This is a genomic window from Enterobacter sp. 342, from assembly GCF_036663495.1.
Classification (GTDB): Bacteria; Pseudomonadota; Gammaproteobacteria; order Enterobacterales; family Enterobacteriaceae; genus Enterobacter.
Genome location: NZ_JAWUEI010000032.1, coordinates 38,396 through 58,611 on the forward strand (window position 1 = coordinate 38,396; position 20,216 = coordinate 58,611).

Genomic DNA, 20,216 nt, shown 5'->3' on the forward strand with positions numbered 1-20,216 from the left:
ATTGTTAATCATGCATGAGGGGGTTCATCCCCCTCTCTGGATTTTTAATGAGTAAGCAGAACGACGTTCCTCAGCATACCTATAGATTCCCTTTCAGGATCAACATGCCTCTACTGATTTTGTTTTGGGATGCCAAAAAATTAGGGCTTGCATTCATTCTGGTTGCATTTGGGAATATCTTCGAATGCTTCGGGTTTTCTGTTGTAGCAGCGGTTGTGTATTGGATTGCGTATAACAAAGCAGCTGAGTCAGGAATAAGAGGATTGCTAAAACACAAACTCTGGTGGCTCGGTTTTTTGCCAGGTAAAGCAGTTTTTAGTAGCCGTTATTTCAACGATCCATTTATCAGAGATTTGTATTCTTGATGGAGCTATGAATGAAAATGCTAAGTGGCATTAACATCCCTTTTTTCAAAAAATCTAAAAAGGATGAAAACGGTGATCTTGAACAGTCATACGTAAAGAAAGATGAAAGTGCTAAGGGACGTTTTTTGGACATTAAAAAACGATTTAGCCCACAAGCTGAAGCGTCAGGTGCTGGAATTACATACAGCGCCCTGATTAATCGTGATACAAAACTTATCCGCATTAATACTGTTTCAATAGCCGTCATTGGGTTATTGGTTGCAAAGATTCTTTTTTTCACTGACCCAGTGACGATTGTTACCCCTCCAAACATGAATGAAGAGATCACGGTTGTTGGTAACAAAGCATCGGAATCTTATAAAACACAATGGGCTCTCTTTTTTAGTACCCTTTTAGGGAATATTAATCCAACTAATATTTCCTTTGTGACGGCCTATGTCCTCGATGCCCTTTCACCTGAACTACAGGCTAAAACGAGTGAGTCTTTACAGGAGCAGATAAATATCATGCAGGCTCGTGGTGTTGAGCAGACCTTTAAGCCTAATGATATTTACTTTGATCCAAAAAATGACATGGTCTATGTCTGGGGTACCAAAACGACTCGACTTGTAAATGTTCCGGACAAAACTGAATCATCGAAATGGACTTATGAATGGGTTCTCGGGATGAAAAATGGTCGCCCAAGAATTGCATATGTAAATCAATATTCCGGAACACCGAATATTAAAAAAATTACGATAAACGGCAAAGAGCAACTGGCAACGCTGGATAATCCGCCACCGTCTACAGGTAACAAGTGATGATTAAAAAAAAGGGCTTAGGCTTCAACGCAATTACAGCATTGATCATGCTCACGACTTCGAACTGCGTAATCGCTGAAGAATACCAATTGCCAGCAACAATTAATAACCCGGTTGTAATGCCAGTTGGTGCTGACGGATTTCAGAATGGAGCTGCAAAAGCCATTATTCCGGGTCAAGCTGGTTCTGAACAGTCAGGTGCACAAACAAACCTTAGTGAAGCCGGTAATGCGCAGGGACAAAAACCTACAACTGATCTCCCTACCGTGCAACTTTCCCCAGCCAGCAATGCTTCGCCTGCGGTAAGCGCTATTACTGGAGCATTATCAAATAATCCTAGTCTCCCCGGATTTGACGCACAGACCCGATCTGGTGCAATTGATAGCTATGGGAGACCAACAGGTACCTCTTCCCAGCAGAATGCAACCAATGCGACCGCCACGTCAAAAGCCGATGAACTTTATGTCGAAGCTCGTAACCGATATAAAGAAGTTCAGCGTGTAAATGTGCCGCCTGGTGGGAATGTGGTACTGCCAGTTTCACGAGGACTTCAAAACAGAATATCGACCAGCTTCAAGAATGCTTCTGTCAGTACTTCTACCCCTGCTGAAGAGGCAAGCATATTTGTTAATGGTGGCGATGTCTTTATTTCAACTAATACCGATAAACCAATCGGGATTATGTTGTCTGAAGATCAGGTACCTGAATCGACCTATAACCTGACCCTGGTACCGCTTGATGTTCCCGGTGCGATGATTTCAGTTACTACATCTTTAAGCCCATCTATGCAAGCCAAACGTGAAACCTCATTGGATAAGCAAAACTATGAGGAAATGTTGGCCCGCTCCCAGTCAGAAGAACTGGCTCCAACGGATCCAAAACAAGACGATCATAAACAAAGAATCATTGATTTATTGACTCCTGTGGCTCTTGGTGAGGTCCCTTCAGGATTCAGTTTACAACAGGACCGACTTTCTCGTATTCCTGCGCCAGAGCAGTCACCATGTAACTTTAATATGTATGCAAAGCTCGGTCAGAGACTGGTTGGCTCACGTGAACTTATTGATGTAATTCTTGTGAAAAACGATAAACCATACGGTCAAATCGTTGCTGATCAGCAGTGTATGGCAGAAGGCGTTATTGCAAGTGCTTTATTTGATAAAGCATACCTGCAACCGGGAGAAGAAACAGAGCTTTACATAGTCCGGGATAAATTGTTCAAGGAACGCGAGGCCCGGGTTACAACCAGACCAAGTCTAATCAGAAAATAATATGGGAAAAGTTACTTTGCCTGCTCTGCTTGGGGCCACCGTGATTGGTTTTGTCGTATTTGCTTTAACCAGCTTTTACTACAGGTCAGAATATATACCAAAAAGGAGTGTATTAATCGTTCCGGACGCACCCATTAGTATCGAAGATGGCAGTAACGCTTTTCCCGTTCAGACAGTAATAATGAACGATCCAACTCTTATTGATAAATTTGTAGGAGAGGGCAATATTAATGAGGAGAATGCTTTTGACTATCACAAAAGTAACGTTTTGGAACCTAATTACAAACATGAAATATCTAGAACGAGCCAGATAGATAAAGCTGAAATGAATCATCCATCTGTTCGTGAAAACTGGGCCAGAGCAGGTGAACCCTATATCGTTCCTCAGATGTCTGACAGCGAACGAAATCTAAAAATTAAACGATTCCAGAAACCTACAAGTGGAGCTAATCATGGACATTAAAAAGGCCTGGGAAAATAAGACCGTCAGACTTTCTGTTATTGGCGCTCTGCTGGTAGTGATTGTTTATATTATTAGCCAGTCTATTTTTTCCACACCAGTTAAGAAAGAAAAGAAAACACAGAAAAAAGACATGCAGACCAATTTGTTGTTAGATGATTCGCAAATGAACAAATTGAGTAATGAAGAAAGCCAGAAAGTATATAAAGAAATGGTTAAGCAAAACCGACTTGACCAAAATGCGGCGAAAGAGGACCGCGAAAAAGCAGAAAAAGCCCAACAGGAAACTAAAGCCCAAGTTGCAAGTTTAACTTCTCAACTTCAGCAGCTGTCTCAGCAAATTAATGATATGCAGACAAATCGAAACGGCAATCGTAACTTGGATGCTGGTAGTTCGCGTAAAACGATTAATGAGCAGGCACCGGCAGCTCCTTATCAGCTTAATGCTAATGCGCCGATTAATGGCGTAAACCCTAATTACGCTTCTATCACACCTACGCGTAATAGCCCAATGAGAACAATCACACAAAGTTCCATTAAGACTAATGGTACCGATGGTGTCATTCAGGTTATGCCCGTGTCTGAAAACAGAATCAAGGAAGGCAGAGAGGTCATTGCAGGAGATAAAGCGCCAACTCGGACTGTACGAGGTGATGGTACTGCGCCAGTTGATAGCAAAGCGCGGCATGCTGCCCGAAAAGATGAAATGTTTCTTCCGGCAACATCTATTATCACTGGTGTTCTGATTACCGGGCTTGAAGCGCCTACAAGCCTTTCTTCCAAATCAGAACCAATGCCAGTAACGATGCGTATTAAAAAAGATGTCATCATGCCCAATAATTTCACCATGGATTTGCGTGACTGTAACCTTCTGGGTTCAGCTGTTGGTGATCTGGCGTCACAGCGTGCTTACATACGTGCCACTTCTATCTCTTGTGTTAATTCAAAAGGGAAAGCTTTTGACGTAAAACTGGAAGCATATGCTGTAAGTGAAAATGACGGAAAAAATGGGATCCGAGGCACGCTTATCAGCCGAAATGGTAACGCAATTGCAGGAGCTGCATTTGCCGGTGGACTTTCTTCACTTGCCGGTAGCTTAAGTCCCAGTAAGGTATCTTCACTTAACATCGACCCTAATTCACAGGCTCAGTATCAGTCCCCTAATTTTGGTGCACTTGGGGCATTAGCCGGGGCTGGTGCAGCTCAAGGTGGTCTTAATCGACTCGTCGATTACTACACCGCAATTGCAGAACAACAGTGGCCAATCGTAGAAATTAGCCCTGGCCGAGCTATTACATTTGTCGTTCAGACCGGAACTACAATTCCAACGAATCTGACCAGTCGCTGAGGTTTAAATGGATAGTTTAGAAAAAAAAGAATCGCCTGAATCAGCTGGACCTGAAATCACTAAAAAAATGGTGCGAGAAAGGACAACAAAAAAAATTACCTTCGAAATTGATATTGAAAAAATATTGAAGTATTTATTTTTCTTCGCCTTTGCCGTATTGGTCATTATTTATGGTTATAAAGGCTTTATGAATGTTTACGATTACTTCAATAAACAATCCCAGCCTTCGTACAAGATTGCAGTGCTTGACATGCCTGAATTACGTAAGGAATTTTTCAAGCATCACGGAGGCCGTACTGCTGACAATGATAGATCTCAATTCGAAGAATATTTCAGAACATTAATGAAGATCTACCGTGACCGTGGCTATTTAATTATTGATGCAACGCTTGCCGTTACTGTACCGGATAGTGTTGAAATCGTCACTTATATGGAACTTGAAGATAGCTCTGAAGCGGTACAATCAAGTTCTTATAATGCAAAGAAGTAGAGGGCACCCAATAGTGAAAAAGTTACTTTTCCCTTTAATGGCGGCTTTCGCCATTATGGCGAATACGGTCACTTATGCTTCAGAGCAGGTCCTAACTAATAGTGATGCTGCTGCGTTAATGGCAAAGGCAAAGGAAGGTGGCGTTTCACCCAGTCAGATCTCGGGTGTGTTATCAAAAATGAAAGGATATAAACCTAAGGATGCCATATACATTCCTTCTGGTGGGCTATACCTCTTTCAGGACGAACGTTCGCAGCTAATGGCAGTAACGACCGATGGCCGATACTCCCTTACTGGGGGAAGCCTTGTTGATGTAATTAAACGTAAACCTGTTCTGACTGTAGAAGAAATCAGGAATTCCTATTTTATTAGTCTTGATGAGGCCCCCTTCCCTCTGGAAACTGTAGCGTCCATTCCTCTGGGAAATTCAAAGCTTAAAAGACAAGCAGCCATTTTCATAACACTTGATTGTGACGGTTGCATGGAACTTGTTAAGAAATTCTATGCAGATCGGGACAAGTATCGGATAGATATTGTTTTAGTTCCCTCACCCGGTGAGCCAAAAGAAGAGCTTAGAAGGCTCTGGTGTAGTAAAGAAAAAGGAAAAATAAACAACCTCGATATTCTTCGTTGGCTAATGGGAAGCAAATCCGACATTGAAAAAAGATTGCTCTCTCAAAAAGAAGCAGAAGAATGTCCGGCGGAACCTTTGGTAGCGTCATTGATGCTCGCAGGAATTTATAAATTGCAGGGTGTACCTTCAGTTGTCAGACAGGATGGTTTGGCTGGTAATGGCATTCCAAAAGATTTCGACTACTGGTTGAACCAAAGCGTTGAACCTCTCTTAAAAAATCCATTTGAGACAAATTAAGGCTAGTTTATGAACATCAAAAGATTGGTACTCAGTGCTCTGGTTGTAGGTACATCCTCATATCTTACGGGGTGCTCCATCGGTAGTTCCGAATCCGAATGTCCAGGCATTGAAAAGGGCGTTATCTGTAAAGGTCCTCGCGAAGTTATGGAGTTAACTAATAATCGAGATGATCTGTCTGCACTGGCGGGGGAAGAGTCGGAATCGGGAAAGGAGAAATCGGCTGTCAATGACAGCCGTTATCCAACTGAAATTAGCCCTCCAGGGGAAGTCAAATATCCACAGTCTACTACCCTTAAAAATCAGCCTGTGGCTTATTCAAAAACCGAAATTAAGCCAGTTGGTCAGTTACCTGTCATGTACGATAAAACTTTAAAAATGGGTGCCCCTACTTCATCCATTGGACCACGGCCTATTTCTGGTGTACCGGTTAATTCAAACGTAAGGATGACTAGCAGTTATAGCACTGCCTCTTCAACTGGTAACCCTTTCGTTCATCCGGCTGCGGAAGTCGTTAAACAAACAAGCTATCCGGTTTCTGCTGGAAATGCCCCACGCTACGTTGCACCTAATTCTGATATCAGCCCTGGTAAGGATATGTACTCTCTTTACAATGGCCAGCCCGTTAACCCGACTCTCAACCCTGGGCAGATCCAGCAATACCGTTCGCAAGGTTATAAACAAGCTGTAGTGGCTCCTGAACCACTTGCTGTTCTGCAACAGGGGAAAGTAATGAGAATTACTTTTGCACCTTATACCGATGATAACGATGCGCTTAATCTTCCCGGCTACGTTTATGTCAACGTAAAACCGCAAACATGGATTGCTGGCAAGAATTCGACCTCAAACCCAGCTCGCATAGTTCCTTTAGAAGTACAGGATGCGGCCCGGGAAAATATGCAGCAGCAACAAAAAGCAACTAAAGCTGTCTCTTCGAACGGCATTGTTAGACAACTGTAAGGTCAAATATGGAAGCTATCAATAATTACAATAGCGGTTTAAATCGCCATCAATTAGGTGGGTTTATCCCTGTTTACGATCAATTAGCAGGGACTCACTATTTTTTGATTGATGGCAACAGATTAGGGTTTATGTTTATCTGTAATCCATCCCCTGGAGTTTTTGATAATCAGCAAGATGTTCTTGCTGAAATGTTCAAAATGGATTTCCCTACAGATACTGTCTGTCAAATATCTCTGACTGCATTGCCAGACCTGACTTTACAGCTTAGTGCTTGGTCAGCTGTGCGAGGTGGGCGTATGACTGGGAACGATAAGCTTAAAGCAGATCTGCTTAATGGTTATCAGTTGGACTACTACGACAGAAGTATGCATAAGCCTTTAAAACCTGATCATGATAACCTTATGTTGAGGGATTTTCAGGTATGGATCTCGCTATCGATTCCTTTACAGTCTGCCCTTCCTACCGAGCTGGAACATTCGCGTATCGATTCACTTTACTCTGAACTTGTAAGTAAGTTAATTACGATTGGATTGCATCCGTTTAAGGTCGATGCAGAAAACTGGCTCTATTGTATAGATAAGGTCGTAAACCCCGGAAAGAACTCCCGGTGGGCTGAAGGTTTCATAGACGTTAACACTATGAAAAGGCTTAATGAACAAGTTAACGTTCCCGGCCGTAAGTATACAGTCACAGAAAATCATTTCTCATCAGTCACACAAAGTGACGACGAATCTGAGCATCGTTACTTCAAACAACTTTCCGTTGTAAAGTTTCCTGAATACGTCAATTTCGGTTGTATGTATGAGTTAGTAGTTAACTGGATGCATGGACGTAAGACAATTTTCAGCCCATTTATGATCACTCAGACTGTTCAGTTTGCCGATCCGCTCAAGTTGTCAAAAGAAAACGTCCGCTACAAAGCAATCACTAATAAACAGGCAAGTATACCTTCAGTTGTCACATTCTGCCCTCGCCTGCGGGATATGGATAATGACTACATGGCCGTAACTCGCGAGCTTGAGGATGGCGCAAAGCTTTTAAGAGGGTATCTTACTTTCACTGTTATGGGTAGTAATGCCAATTCTGTGCAGACAGCAGCTAACGATCTCAAATCCTTTTACCTCGAAAGCCGGGTCAAAGTAGCAGATGATTCCTTTATCGTTTTCCCGTCATTTATGTCATGTCTGCCAATGTGCAATGACCCAAAGACAATTTTCGACCTTGACCGTTCCGAAGTAGTGAGCAACACCGGAGCGGCTCATATGACACCGATCTTTGGGCCCTGGAAAGGTAATACAGATAGACCAGTACTGAGTTTAGTTTCTCGTGAAGGTCAACTCATGGGACTTGATATTTTCAAGACTTCTGCAAGCTATAACATGGTTATTGGTGCAACGTCAGGTGCAGGGAAGTCATTCTGGACAGCATATCTAATCAATAACTATCTTGGAGCTGGACCGCGATCTAATAACCTCGTTCATTATCGCTCAACATTTAAGCATTTTTTAGAAAACGAATACCCAGATGATGATCCTGACGGTGCTCAAGTATTTGTTGTGGACGTGGGCCGTTCTTACCAGGGGATTGCGGAACAATATACAAACAGTCAATTTATTGATTTCGGTAAAACCCCTGACTTCACCCTAAATCCCTTTGCCTTCCTAACTGACATCACTGTTAACGACGATGTATTTAACGAAGCACCTGAATTTACCGGTGAATCAACTTCAAACGATGCAGAAAAAGACAAAGTTGCTCAGACCATAATGGTTTTGAATCAGCTAAAAATTATGGCTTCAGAGAAAGGCCTTATCGATGATTATCAACAATCAGTGATGCTTCAGCTTATTGCAGAAGAGTACCAAGAATCCAGAAAATCAGGTCGGACCGGTTCAATAACCGGCTTTGCTCTGCGTTGCAAGAAGCATGAAGACAAACGTATAAAGGATATTGGGGAGCAACTCGGAGCATGGTGCGAAGGTGGAATTTATGGGCACCGGTTTACCGATACGTTGCCTCCAATCAACTTCGACAGCAGATTTATTGTTTTGGAACTGGAGGAGCTAAAAGGCACCCCCCACCTTCAGACAGTTGTATTAATGTCTATCATTCAGGCTGCTCAGCATGCAATGTTCATCAAAAAAGATGGGCGTCGTCGCTTGTTCATCCTTGATGAAGCATGGGAGTACATTCGTCCTGATAATTCATCAGGTGCCGGAAATCAATCAAACCAATTCTTCTCTTCCTTCCTCGAAGCGGCATGGCGTAGGTTCAGGAAAACAAACTGCGCTGGCATCTGTATCACACAGTCGTTTGAAGATTATTTTACTTCTTCTGTTGGCCGGGCCCTGACTGCTAACTCGCCTTGGAAGATAATCATGAAACAAGAAAAAGAAAGCATTGAAGCAATGAAGGCTAATAAATATTTTTCTACTTCAGATGCAGAATATGAACGTATGAAAAATATTCGTACAGTCAAAAAGGTGTTTTCAGAGATGTTAGTCAGGTTCGAAAACTTCCAAGAGATCTGTCGGTTATACGTAGACCGGAAAATGGAGCTTTGTTTTACTACGGATAGTGCTGACAGGAGTAAATTATGGGAAATTCAAAGCCGCGAGAATTGTAGCTATGGCGAGGCAATAGAAATTCTCTATGCTCAAGAAGTAGCAGCGGGTTTGGCCGCGTAGAGTAAATATCTTCAAGCAAAAATAATTAAACCAGATGTCTCATAAGAATCTGGTTTTTTATTGTATGCCTTAAGTAAACAAATGAGGTTGTGACTTAATGAGTTCATCACTGTGCTGCAAATTTTGGTTTTATAATTAATGTGGTGTAAAAACAGTGACATAAATACAAATCGCAGTTAGGTTGTGTACGCATTAAGTAAACAAAATTTATAACTTCAATACTGACATTATAAGATGAAAATCACGTAAATTACATTTTTGTTTACCAAAGGTAATCAAAGTAGCGCGGCATTATTAGTGAAAACAGATCACTGGTGTCATTTTGAATACAAAACTTAATATCCTTTAATCATTCTTCTAAAAGTTTATTATTAACGGTTTGGTTTCTGAAAATTTATCCAATTTGCTCACCGAAGACTTTTAACTTATTTAACCCCCTTTATCGCCAAACTGTGATTTTCTAATGTTAGTCTACAGTTCTAGGGCCCTTGCTCCCATGATGCGAATCCTGCCACCTAATAAAGATTAACGCCTCATTCCTGTATGCCGGTCTTACGACGCCAGTGCACGGACTATTTTTGGTCATCACAAGGACAGGCGGGAGATTTAATCAGGGCGTGGTGTTGCTGAGCAGCAGCTGCGGCACTGTAAGCCGAAGGCGGAATTAACTCCTTTATCACCATCTGGGGACGTCATTATGGGTAGCCCTTTTAACTTACTCAGGACCATTAAGCTAAAATTCCGGATAGCGATTGACGTAAGATTTAGGCTAAGCAGGTAAAGTGATCCCCGCTCCCGGGGTGACAACTTTATACAAAAGGCCGAGCGGAAGATTGTCCTTAGGGAATATTTCTTTAACACAGCACGGGCACTTACTCACGCTGCCGGATTTAACCCCCTTAATCGCCAAACTGGGGTTCTGTCCTCATGCTGGCCTTCAGTTCTGGGCGGGGTTGCTATCACTTGCTCCCTAATGCGAGATGTACCTGCTGATACAGATTAACGTCATATTCCTGCGTGCCGGTCTGCCGACACCAGTGCACGGGCTTTTTTCGGTCATCACATTACCGGGCAGGAGATTTTATCAGGACGTGGTGTGACTGAGCAGCAGCTGGGGCACTGTCATCCGCTTGCAGATTTAACCCCCTTAATCGCCAAACTGGCGTTCAGTCCTGATAGTGTCCTTCCGTCCTGGGCAGGGTTGCTAACACTGGCTCCCTTAATACGAAATGCGCCTGCTGATAAAGATTAAAGTCACATCACTGCATACCGGTTTGCCGACTCCGGTGCATGGCCTTTTCCGATAATCACAAGGACGGACGGGTGATTATATCTGTGCATAGTATGTCTGAGCAGCATCAGAAGGCACTGTCAGCCACTGGCAGATTTAACCCCCTTAATCGCCAAACTGGCGTTCAGTCCTGATAGTGTCCTTCCGTCCTGGGCAGGGTTGCTAACACTTGCTCCCTTAATACGAAATGCGCCTGCTGATAAAGATTAAAGTCACATCACTGCATACCGGTCTGCCGACTCCGGTGCATGGCCTTTTCCGATAATCACAAGGACGGACGGGTGATTATATCTGTGCATAGTATGTCTGAGCAGCATCAGAAGGCACTGTCAGCCGCTGGCAGATTTAACCCCCTTAATCGCCAAACTGGGATCAGTCCTGATAGTGTCCTTCCGTCCTGGAGAGGGTTGCTAACACTTGTTCCCATGATACGAAATGCGCCAGCTGATACAGATTAACGTCTCATTGCCCATGCCGGTCTGCCGACACCGGTGCATGGCCTTTTCCGATATTCGCAAGCACAGATGCTTGATTTTTTCAGGGTGTAATATACCTGAGCAGCATCTGAAGGCACTTTCAGTCGCTGTCAGATTTAACACCCTTAATCGCCAATCTGGGATTTTATGATGTTAACCTCCAGTTCAAGACCCTTGCTCCCATGATGCGAACCTTGCCACCTGATAAAGATTTACGCCTCATTCCTGTATGCAGGTCTTACGACTCTAGTGCACGGACAATTTTCGGTCATAACAAGACCTGGCGGAAGATTTAATCAGGCGTGGTGTGACTGAGCAGAAGCTGGGGCAATGTCAGCCGCTGGCAGAAAAAACCCTTATTCGCCATCTCAAACCGTCATTATGGGTAGTCCTTTTAACTTTCTCAGGACCATTAAGCTTAAACTCCGTTTAGAGAATGACGTAAGATTTAGGCTAAGCAGGTTAAGTGATCCCTCTCCCGGGTTGAACACTATATTCATCGTACGAGCGGAAGATTGTCCTTCGGGAAATATTTCTTAAACACCGCTCGGGATCTTATTGCCACTGGCGGATTTAACCCCCTTAATCGCCATACTGGGGTTCTGTCCTGATGCTGGCCTTCAGTTCTGGGCTTGGGTTGCTATCGCTTGCTCCCATAATGCGAAATGTGCCTCCTGATACAGATTAACGTCATATTCCTGCGTGCCGGTCTGCCGACACCAGTGCACGGGCTTTTTTCGGTCATCACATTTCCGGGCAGGAGATTCTATCAGGGCGTGGTGTGACTGAGCAGCAACTGGGGCACTGTCAGCAGCTTGCAGATTTAACACCCTTAATCGCCAAACTGGGATTCTGTTCTGATGTTGACCTTCCGTTCTGGGCGGGCTTTGGTTTACTAACACTTACTTCCATAATACGAAATGTGCTTGATGATGCAGATTAAATTCACATTACTGCATACCGGTCTGCCGACACCGGTGCATGGGCGATTTCCGACGATCTCAAGAACATATGGGAGATTATATCAGGGAGAGTAGTATGCCTGAGCAGCATCTGAAGGCACTGTCAGCCGCTGTGAGATTTAACCCCCTTAATCGCCAAACTGGGGTTCTGTCCTCATGCTGGCCTTCAGTTCCGGGCTGGGTTGCTATCACTTGCTCACATAATGCGAAATGTACCTGCTGATACAGATTAACGTCATATTCCTATATGCCAGTCTGCCGACATCAGTGCTTGGGCTATTTTCGGTCAAAACAAGACCTGGCGAGAGATTTAATCAAGCGTGGTGTGACTGAGCAGCAGCTGGGGGCACTGTCATCCGCTTGCAAATTTAACCCCCTTAATCGCCAAACTTGGGTTCAGTCCTGATGTTGGCATTCCGTTCTGGGCGGCGTTGCTATCACTTGCTCCCATTATGCGAAAAGTGCCTGCTGATACAGATTAACGTCATATTCATGCATGCCGGTCTGCCGACACCAGTGCACGGGTTTTTTTCGGTCATTACAATACCGGGCAGGGGATTAAATCAGGGCGTGGTGTGACTGAGCAGCAGCTGGGACACTGTCAGCCGCTGGCAGATTTAACCCCCTTAATCTCCACACTGGGGTTGCCTCCTTAAGTTGGGTTTCATTTCGGGGTGAGGTTGCTAACTCTGCTCCCATAATTCGTAGTGTGCCTCCTCAAGAGATTAACACCTCATATCTTTAGACTGGACTGACGACAACGGTTCACAGTTAGGAAACGTATATCAGCACACCGGTGAGATAGATTTTAGGGTCTAAGCAAGAAATAGGGTAGGCGTGAAGATTCATTAATGGAGCTCTTAACTTCAAAGCGTAGAGAAGGAGACAAGAATCGTGGTTTAAACAGGTTGTGCATTAGGTATGGACTAGAGAGTCTGAGCTCACATCTGCAAGTTAAGCTCACAAAAAATCATAAAAAAGTAAACAAACATTAGCTTAAGATTGAAACTAAGGATAGAATTGTACGCATAACAAGGAAATGGACGCATTATACGTAAAGTTTACATATATGCGTAAAAGTCGGTTTTCAGTGCAAAAAGGTCATAACCATGAATTTACTTGAAAAGATCGCCCTCGTTGGTCAGCGCATGAAAAGCGAGCAGATTTCTCTAAAGGAATCTCTGATGGCTTCATCAAGAGTATCTGTTTCTGATGATAGTGTTGATGGTGTTGATAGACTGATCTATAACCACTGTTTGAATAAAAAAAATCTCTCTGATTTTTTTGGGAAGTCACGAGTAACGTTCAATAAAATACTTTCGGACTTAGAAGAAAAAGAACTTGTTGGTGCACCTATTTATCAAAACAAAAATCATCTTTACACCCGCTGGGATGTTCAAAAAATAATGGATGCCCTGGGTTATCCCAAGTACCGCGATCATTACTTTAGCAGAGCTATTGTTACTCAGAATCATAAAGGCGGTACAGGGAAAAGCACTACATCTGTAGCTTTAGCAGTAGCAGCTGCTTTAGATCTACAACTCAATGCACGTGTATTAATGATCGAATGGGACCCACAAGGTTCGATTGGAAGCAGCATGATTCAAAGTGTCTCAGAAGATGATGTCTTCCTTACAGCAATTGATGCAATCCTTGGAATTTATGAAGAAAATTCTGAGTATAAAAAATATTTAGATTCAGGATTCTCTGAAGAAGAAATCATCACTAATATGCCTTTTTCAACGCATCTGCCAAACTTGGACGTAATAACGGCTTTTCCGACAGATGCTCGTTTTAAAGATAAATACTGGCAATGTTCTAGAGAAGAACGTACGTCTTTGTTACTACGTTTCAAGGAAGTTATCTTACCGGTACTGAAGCAGAACTATGATTTGATTATTATAGACACTCCACCTGAAGATTCACCTTTGATCTGGGCTGCTGACGAAGCGGCCGATGGGATTCTTGTCGCAGTGTCACCACGTGAATATGATTACGCCTCTACTACAGACTTCATGCTTACAATAAGTGAAAGGTTTAAACAATCACCAAGTAAGGGCGACAATTTAAAATGGTTCAAAGTTCTTGCTGTCAATGTAGATGACAAAAGTCCATATGAAAGAATAGTTTTGGATAAATTAATCAGAACTGTTCAGGACCTTTTGATGTCCGCTAACATAAAAAATTCTGAAGCATTTAAGGCAGCTGCTTCCAAAGGGCGTACAGTGCTTGATATCAAAAAATCAGAGGAACTTTGTTCCGCAAAGCAGCTTGATGTCGCAGAAGAATCTGTATTACAGGTATATCAGCAATTTATAAATGAAATAAAAAGTTTTTCAGCTAAGCAAGGAGTTAACGCATGAGCGATGAGCAACATATCGGGAATGATAAATCTCGATATTTAAACGCACCAAAGCGGACAGAAGTCGGTCACCGTTCAGGTCTTGCGGGTTTGAAAACAGCACCTCGCATAAAAAAGTTATTCACTCTTCATAAGGGCCGGAGACTTGAAGCGGAACATGTGATTGTTCCAGCCCAGAGAGTGGAGAAGGAGACCTTAGTCCATCCAGCGAACCCACGAAATCAAGAAGCCCTTACAGATTATTCTGTTAGAGATATTCTTAAGCAGATTGAAGAAAGAGGGGTCGATACCGAAGGGATCGCTGTAAAAAGAGATGGGGTTTATTTATTAATAGAAGGAAGTCGCAGACGTTTCTGCTGTATAAAGGCAGAAAAGGATCTCCCCCTGTGGGTTCTTCCGGATGAACTAACCGAAGATGATATAAATTCAATTATATCCGCAGCACAAACATCTCGAAAATTTTCATATAGAGAAGTTGGGTTTCAATTTATCAAAAAAATGGAAGAAAAAGGATTTTCTACTAATGAAGAACTCGCAGCATATCTTGGGATTAGTCATGTATCGGTAGCCAAAAGAATCCAGGCGGCCCGTATTGACGAAACATTGATCTCTTTATTCCCGGATTATGAAGGAATCCCGAACTCCTATTATAGTCGCTTGTCTCGTTTACAGAAATATGTGCAAAAAAATCTATTTCCTTTAGATGAAGTAATAGATAATGTTAAAGAGGAAACAAAAGATTTAGACATTGGAGATCTCCAGGTTGCTCAAAAAGTTGTAATGGAAAAAATCACACAATCTGTGGAAAGTGTTTGTGAAAAAACTTATTCCACAAAATGGGAAACAAGTGATCTTATTACTTTTGATAACAAAGATAAGTATGCAAGAATCAGTAAAAACAATACTGGTAGAAAAATTCGCTTTGAATTCAATAGGATAAATGCGGGTTTTATTAAGGAACTAGAGGAGTTCATAAAAGAAAAATTAAAAGTATCAGAATAAATATTGAACTGCATCTTTATGATGCAGTTCATATGATTTATATTTTTAATTTCTTGTTATATTAATATGGGGTGTGCGCAGGTTCAGACATATAAGGTCTTAGTTCTATATGAACAGAAGCGCCATTCCCATCATTTACTACGTTTAAAGGTGCTTTTCCCGGCAATGACATAGTTGCAACGTCAGGTCCAGAAACAGCAAAATTATTTTCTGCTGAAGGCATTACTGTAAAAATCTTTATAGCAACATTTTCATGTCTAAATAATGAAATCCCAAAAGTAGAACCAGCTTCGGTATTGCTCACGTCCACAACCACAGGGGTTTTTCCTAGATATTCATTAGTTAGTATGTTTTTTACTAATGCCCCTTCCGGGACAGTATAGATACGGTATGGATATGCTAAAGCCGTGTGACAAAAACATATTAAAATAACAATTAATGTTTGTTTCATAGATTATCCTCATTCAAAAATAAAAGATATAACTCTTGAAAATCGTGGTTAGTAATTAGGTCCGCTTTTCCGGGAAAATCGTAACTAACAGAAAATAAAAGCGAAAGCGAATCTTTTCCTTTTGCTTTGGGAGAGATTCTGCTAAAAGCACGGTTAATAAACATAAGTTGATCTTCATTGTTGAAGCAAAGTCCAAGCATTCCAACCGTAGGAACTACGAATGTGCTTACGCTGCCTGGGGGCAAAAGTTGCTTACTACGGGCATTGTAAGCACAACGACTACCACCTAGCGTTAGGCCTGAAAGCTCAATAAAACTTCTGGTTCCATTCTTGGCGACAAGCCAAACATCAGTTCCTGAACTTTCGACACGTAAAGTAACTTTTCCGTCAGTAAAGGCCTCACTTTTATTGTATAGAATAGGGTCAAAACCAACTGTCGGGAGTTCTTCGATTTTACTTTCTACTGACTGACAACCAGTCAGTAATGCAAACAATAAAAGTGTGATAACTTTAATCATCCCGCTTCCTTAGATTGTTTTTGGCGCTCGTTATAAAAGATAATGATTCACCGGGGTAGAGAATTGTTTCTTTCGTCCAATAACCATAACCACCGAGGATATTTTTTCTTTTCTCAATATAAACGGGTTCAGAAAATACTAAATGTTGATATTTAGGAAGAGATAAGATTTCATATTTTCCTTGTCCAACTAAGAGGTAATTCTTCTCTTTAGGATTGATGGTTACTGGATTACCAACACTTTGAGGTATGTTAAGTTTTTTTATATTTAGGTCAGAATAGTCAGGAACGGACACTTGATCATTAGACGTATTTCCGGGAAGAGTAAACCCTTTACCCTGATCCGGTCCAAAGATGGCAATTATATCTTTGTTGTTTCTTGTGATCGAAACGATAGCCTGAAGGGGCGTATTAGCAAGGTCATTTATAAACGATATAGTTAGACTTGATTTTGGCTCGACCCAAACAATGCTTTTTCCGGATGTGCCTTCGCTTAATGCAATTTTTTCATTTAGTAAGATTTTATTTTTGGCAATGATATTATACTCAAGTTTTGGTATCACAATAAAAAGTGATTCTTTATTTGAAACATTCATGATTTCTAAGAAATTGGTTTTGGTCATGCTGGTCTTTAGAACAGGCCTATATTTACCATTTATAAACCACCTTCCGTTTATAAGCTCCGCTTTAGCAGATATAAGTGAATCACTTTTCTGTGCGGCAGAAGAAAAAGCATCTTTTCTATGCTCTTTCTCTTGATGTGGTGCAGCTGCTGCGTGAAGATGCAAAAGTAATGTTGAAATTGAGATAATCTTCCAATTTATCTTCATCTTGTTACCTCAATGTTGTTTTCAATCGAATCGAGTTCTAAAGGATAGGTTTTAAGTGAATAAAACTTGTTTGTTGTTTGTATTAGCTGATGACACAATAAAACTGGATTGTTCTTCATGATTATTTCTACTAATGTAAGTGCTGGTGAGTCAGTTTGCGGTATACCCGGAGCAACTATTACCTGGTCTTCTAATTTTGACATATAGAGTGATCCAGTATTTATATGCAAACAATTACCGATCAGTACTGGAAGATTGTTTTGAGTACGACCATGGGCTTTTCGAATGCTGTTTACAGGATTCCTACCTAGGACCATAAGGTTGACGTCATTTATCATCATTGGTATTACGGCATGGTCCATACCGAATAGAAACTGGCTCTGAAAAATATTCACATTGGCATAGTTGAATGCTTGAAGCGCATTATAAGTATCAGTGAATGATGTGCGGATAGGGGCGTAATCAGAAGGGCAAACCCCAATTTTTATATCGCCTTTTAGTAAAATCTGCATCATCGTACCAAGCTGGGTATTAAGAAGTTTTTTTACCTCTTCCTCTAAATAGTAACGATTCACAGCTTTATGCCACTTTCCGCCCATTACACACCATCTCTCATTGAGGTATGTGCTGGGGTAAAATGTTCTCCGGTCTTTGTTTAATGGTAACAATTTTTTTAACATTTCTTCTCCGGCTCCGGCAGCTGAGAAATGCCTCACAAAACGTCCATCGAAAAAGCCACTGTTTATCGCCTTCATCAATTCTATGGGTTCCGGCCCATAGTCAAACAAATTTCCAGTAGAGAAAATTACTATCTCTTCTTCTGGCTTTGTAACTGATTGGATCAAGTTGCACAGCGCAGAGTAATGTCCATGAGGATCTGCCAGAAAGAAAATCCTTCCGGAGAAGTTTGTAAGGTCTATAGTTTGGACGTGCTCAGCTGCCATAAATTCCTCTACGTATGTTTACATCGATGATACGGTATTTCGAACTATGATTTTTTTACAAAAAGGCGTCATTTTGGATTCTAAGCCTAAGGACCTTTGTTACTTACAGGTAAAGGCCCCAGTCCTGGCTCTCAAACAGTTCATACTTAGGATGCAAAGTAACTTTCTGATTATAATTGGCTCCTTTATAAACATGGTTAATACATGAATACAGGAAATTTAACGGTAAGGTATTTAAAATGGAAGGATGCTGAAATAACATAGACTTACGTATTTTTTTAATAGTGTTAATGTTGATAATAGGTCACCATTAATGTATAAAGTTAATATCTAATATGGTCCTATTAATAAAAGAGAGTTTTTATGGCTGAACTATTAAAATCTGAAAGTCCTGTTTCACCATCAGTGCAGGATATCACTGAAGCTTTAAAAATCGTTGTCGATGATGGAAGTAAAGCTGCAAAACTGGTTTGTCTTAATGAAAGAAACGAATTAGTTCCCTTGCTTACACAAAATAGTTTTGTTCCAGATTTCCGTGTTCGCCATGAGGGTCTCAATCCTTTTAACTATCTTATTGATGGGCTGGAAAGGTTTTCGCATCACAGCGAATCTAGTAACTCACTGGAATCGACTGATGTATCTCACCAATACGATGAAATTAGCCGGTTAAATGTTCACCATGCACTTCATGCTTCTGGTTTAGTTCCTCAGGATGTTCACCTCTTTGTTACTTTACCACTTAGCCAGTTCTATACTGCTTTAGGGGAAACGAATATTGAAAATATTCAGAGAAAAAAAGATAATCTGATGAAACCAGTAGAGCGTTATCTTGACGGTAAACGCTATTCTTTTAACGTTTTGTCTGTGACTGTTTTCCCTGAATCTTTACCAGCTGTGACCCGGGCAGATGAAATTGAGGATATTGCTTCATTTGAATCAAGTTTGGTAATTGATCTTGGTGGTACTACTCTTGATGTTGCAAGTATTACTGGGCAATTAGAACAGATTTCGAAAGTAAAAGGTTTTGACCGTATTGGTTGTTCTATTGTTTACGATGAGATCAGCAGGTATCTTGAATCTGAGAAACTGAATACGAGTAATGCTTACATTCATCATCTTGTTGATAATCGTCATGATAAATCAGCTTTGAAGGTTGCAGAGGACAAGCGTGACGGTGTTTTTGATGCGGTAAACTCTGCGGTACAGAAGTTGCAAAGTAAAGTAATCAGAGCGGTTACACAAGTCGAAGAGAGGCCTCATAATGTTTTCCTTGTTGGGGGAGGTTCATATCTCATCGAAACAGCTATTCGTAAACATTTTGAAACGGCTAAAGTTATCATGGTAGACAATCCGCAGTTCGCATTATCTTTGGCAATTGCTGATACTATTTATTCAGAATAATGAGCTAGAACATGGCTAAATACCCTATCTCAAATAAGGCAGATAACGACCGGATTCAGATCCGGTCTTTCTGGATATCCGAAAGAAAAGCACCCTATGTTTATAGTTTCTTGAAAAAAACAGAACTTTGTCATAGGGGTGACCAACTGGATTTAATTAGGTCGGCTATTAGTACCGGGTTGGTATTAAATAATTTATTTCCTGACTTGGCAAATTTTATAAATGGTTTAAACGAAAGATTAACACTTGCAGATCTTAATAGGTTTCTGAATGATGGAAATACTATAGATACTGAACCTAAGCCTCCTATTAATGTATTGCTAGAGAATGTCTTAGATCAAAAGTTTAAGGAGTATTTAACACCTCTACAATTAGATAATTCAAAGCAGGATTCTGTTTCTGTAAAAGAAACCTTCCTTGTACAAAAGGAACATGCCTGCTTTGGTGTGAAGATTGAAAATGAGGGAAGCGATACCTCTATACCATCTGAAAGCCCACTTTCTTCAGGTGCATCCAAAATTTCAAAAGAAAAGTCCATTTCCTCTGTGGTGCCAGTGCTAGAAAAAGTATCGGATGAAAATCAAACCGCCTCCATAAGCATAAAATCTAAAGCTAAGGCAAACAAGCGACTAGCGACTTTGGCAAGATAGGGCTTTGTTGAATAAATCAGATTTCGGGTAAGTCTCCCCCGTAGCGGGTTGTGTTTTCAGGCAATACGCACGCTT

General features: G+C 41.4%; 18 protein-coding genes. 14 read left to right on the forward strand and 4 right to left on the reverse strand.

All coding sequences use genetic code 11. From position 1 onward, the window contains the following. The first annotated feature begins 14 nt into the window (after window positions 1–14). The 12 genes from V6E55_RS20430 to V6E55_RS20485 all read left to right on the forward strand — a co-directional run bounded on the left by V6E55_RS20430 (window position 15) and on the right by V6E55_RS20485 (window position 15,348). Complete coding sequence (locus V6E55_RS20430; protein ID WP_001447770.1) at window positions 15–365, forward strand: type IV conjugative transfer system protein TraL; 351 nt, start codon at window positions 15–17, stop codon at window positions 363–365. Window positions 366–376: 11 nt separating this feature from the next. After that, a complete protein-coding gene (locus V6E55_RS20435; RefSeq protein ID WP_000783153.1) occupies window positions 377–1,165 on the forward strand; it encodes a TraE/TraK family type IV conjugative transfer system protein in 789 nt (262 codons plus the stop codon). Beyond that, on the forward strand, window positions 1,165–2,436 hold the full coding sequence (locus tag V6E55_RS20440) for a TraK domain-containing protein (protein WP_000592092.1): 1,272 nt from the start codon (window positions 1,165–1,167) through the stop codon (window positions 2,434–2,436). Before V6E55_RS20435 ends, V6E55_RS20440 begins: the two co-directional genes overlap by 1 nt. Window position 2,437: 1 nt before the next feature. Then, window positions 2,438–2,899, forward strand: coding sequence for a plasmid transfer protein HtdO (htdO, locus tag V6E55_RS20445; RefSeq protein WP_000521242.1), 462 nt, complete (start codon window positions 2,438–2,440; stop codon window positions 2,897–2,899). Beyond that, complete coding sequence (trhB, locus tag V6E55_RS20450) at window positions 2,889–4,244, forward strand: IncHI-type conjugal transfer protein TrhB (RefSeq protein WP_000351841.1); 1,356 nt, start codon at window positions 2,889–2,891, stop codon at window positions 4,242–4,244. The genes htdO and trhB overlap by 11 nt, the downstream gene beginning before the upstream one ends. 7 nt (window positions 4,245–4,251) lie before the next feature. After that, on the forward strand, window positions 4,252–4,734 hold the full coding sequence (locus V6E55_RS20455) for a hypothetical protein (protein ID WP_000377632.1): 483 nt from the start codon (window positions 4,252–4,254) through the stop codon (window positions 4,732–4,734). 118 nt (window positions 4,735–4,852) lie between these two features. Continuing rightward, complete coding sequence (gene htdT, locus V6E55_RS20460; RefSeq protein WP_182911723.1) at window positions 4,853–5,605, forward strand: protein-disulfide isomerase HtdT; 753 nt, start codon at window positions 4,853–4,855, stop codon at window positions 5,603–5,605. A 9-nt stretch (window positions 5,606–5,614) separates the two neighbouring features. Then, entirely contained in the window at window positions 5,615–6,565 is a 951-nt protein-coding gene (trhV, locus tag V6E55_RS20465) for an IncHI-type conjugal transfer lipoprotein TrhV (RefSeq protein WP_001022588.1), read from the forward strand. 8 nt (window positions 6,566–6,573) lie between these two features. Further along, on the forward strand, window positions 6,574–9,255 hold the full coding sequence (locus tag V6E55_RS20470) for a TraC family protein (RefSeq protein WP_000387412.1): 2,682 nt from the start codon (window positions 6,574–6,576) through the stop codon (window positions 9,253–9,255). 2,548 nt (window positions 9,256–11,803) lie between these two features. Further along, the gene (locus V6E55_RS20475) at window positions 11,804–11,965 is read left to right on the forward strand and encodes a hypothetical protein (RefSeq protein ID WP_001371949.1); all 162 of its coding nucleotides are present in this window, start codon (window positions 11,804–11,806) and stop codon (window positions 11,963–11,965) included. Window positions 11,966–13,093: 1,128 nt separating this feature from the next. Next, complete coding sequence (locus V6E55_RS20480) at window positions 13,094–14,347, forward strand: ParA family protein (protein ID WP_001050364.1); 1,254 nt, start codon at window positions 13,094–13,096, stop codon at window positions 14,345–14,347. After that, a complete protein-coding gene (locus V6E55_RS20485) occupies window positions 14,344–15,348 on the forward strand; it encodes a ParB family protein (RefSeq protein ID WP_001278838.1) in 1,005 nt (334 codons plus the stop codon). The genes V6E55_RS20480 and V6E55_RS20485 overlap by 4 nt, the downstream gene beginning before the upstream one ends. Before the next feature lie 61 nt (window positions 15,349–15,409). Here the strand turns inward: V6E55_RS20485 and V6E55_RS20490 are convergent, their stop codons facing one another. From V6E55_RS20490 to V6E55_RS20505, 4 genes are read right to left on the reverse strand one after another with little or no spacing between them, the layout of a single operon-like run. Next, on the reverse strand, window positions 15,410–15,799 hold the full coding sequence (locus tag V6E55_RS20490; protein WP_000815011.1) for a hypothetical protein: 390 nt from the start codon (window positions 15,797–15,799) through the stop codon (window positions 15,410–15,412). Then, the gene (locus V6E55_RS20495; RefSeq protein ID WP_000598517.1) at window positions 15,796–16,317 is read right to left on the reverse strand and encodes a hypothetical protein; all 522 of its coding nucleotides are present in this window, start codon (window positions 16,315–16,317) and stop codon (window positions 15,796–15,798) included. The genes V6E55_RS20490 and V6E55_RS20495 overlap by 4 nt, the downstream gene beginning before the upstream one ends. Further along, on the reverse strand, window positions 16,310–17,146 hold the full coding sequence (locus V6E55_RS20500; RefSeq protein ID WP_000700976.1) for a hypothetical protein: 837 nt from the start codon (window positions 17,144–17,146) through the stop codon (window positions 16,310–16,312). Before V6E55_RS20500 ends, V6E55_RS20495 begins: the two co-directional genes overlap by 8 nt. Continuing rightward, the gene (locus V6E55_RS20505) at window positions 17,143–18,090 is read right to left on the reverse strand and encodes a metallophosphoesterase (RefSeq protein WP_000718595.1); all 948 of its coding nucleotides are present in this window, start codon (window positions 18,088–18,090) and stop codon (window positions 17,143–17,145) included. The genes V6E55_RS20500 and V6E55_RS20505 overlap by 4 nt, the downstream gene beginning before the upstream one ends. Window positions 18,091–18,453: 363 nt before the next feature. Here V6E55_RS20505 and parM point away from each other — a divergent pair, with 363 nt between their 5' ends. After that, the gene (gene parM / locus V6E55_RS20510; protein ID WP_000818954.1) at window positions 18,454–19,491 is read left to right on the forward strand and encodes a plasmid segregation protein ParM domain-containing protein; all 1,038 of its coding nucleotides are present in this window, start codon (window positions 18,454–18,456) and stop codon (window positions 19,489–19,491) included. A gap of 11 nt (window positions 19,492–19,502) precedes the next feature. Next, window positions 19,503–20,141 carry a hypothetical protein gene (locus tag V6E55_RS20515; RefSeq protein ID WP_012695436.1) on the forward strand — a complete coding sequence of 213 codons (639 nt, stop codon included), beginning with the start codon at window positions 19,503–19,505 and terminating at the stop codon, window positions 20,139–20,141. The last annotated feature ends 75 nt before the right edge of the window (window positions 20,142–20,216 follow it).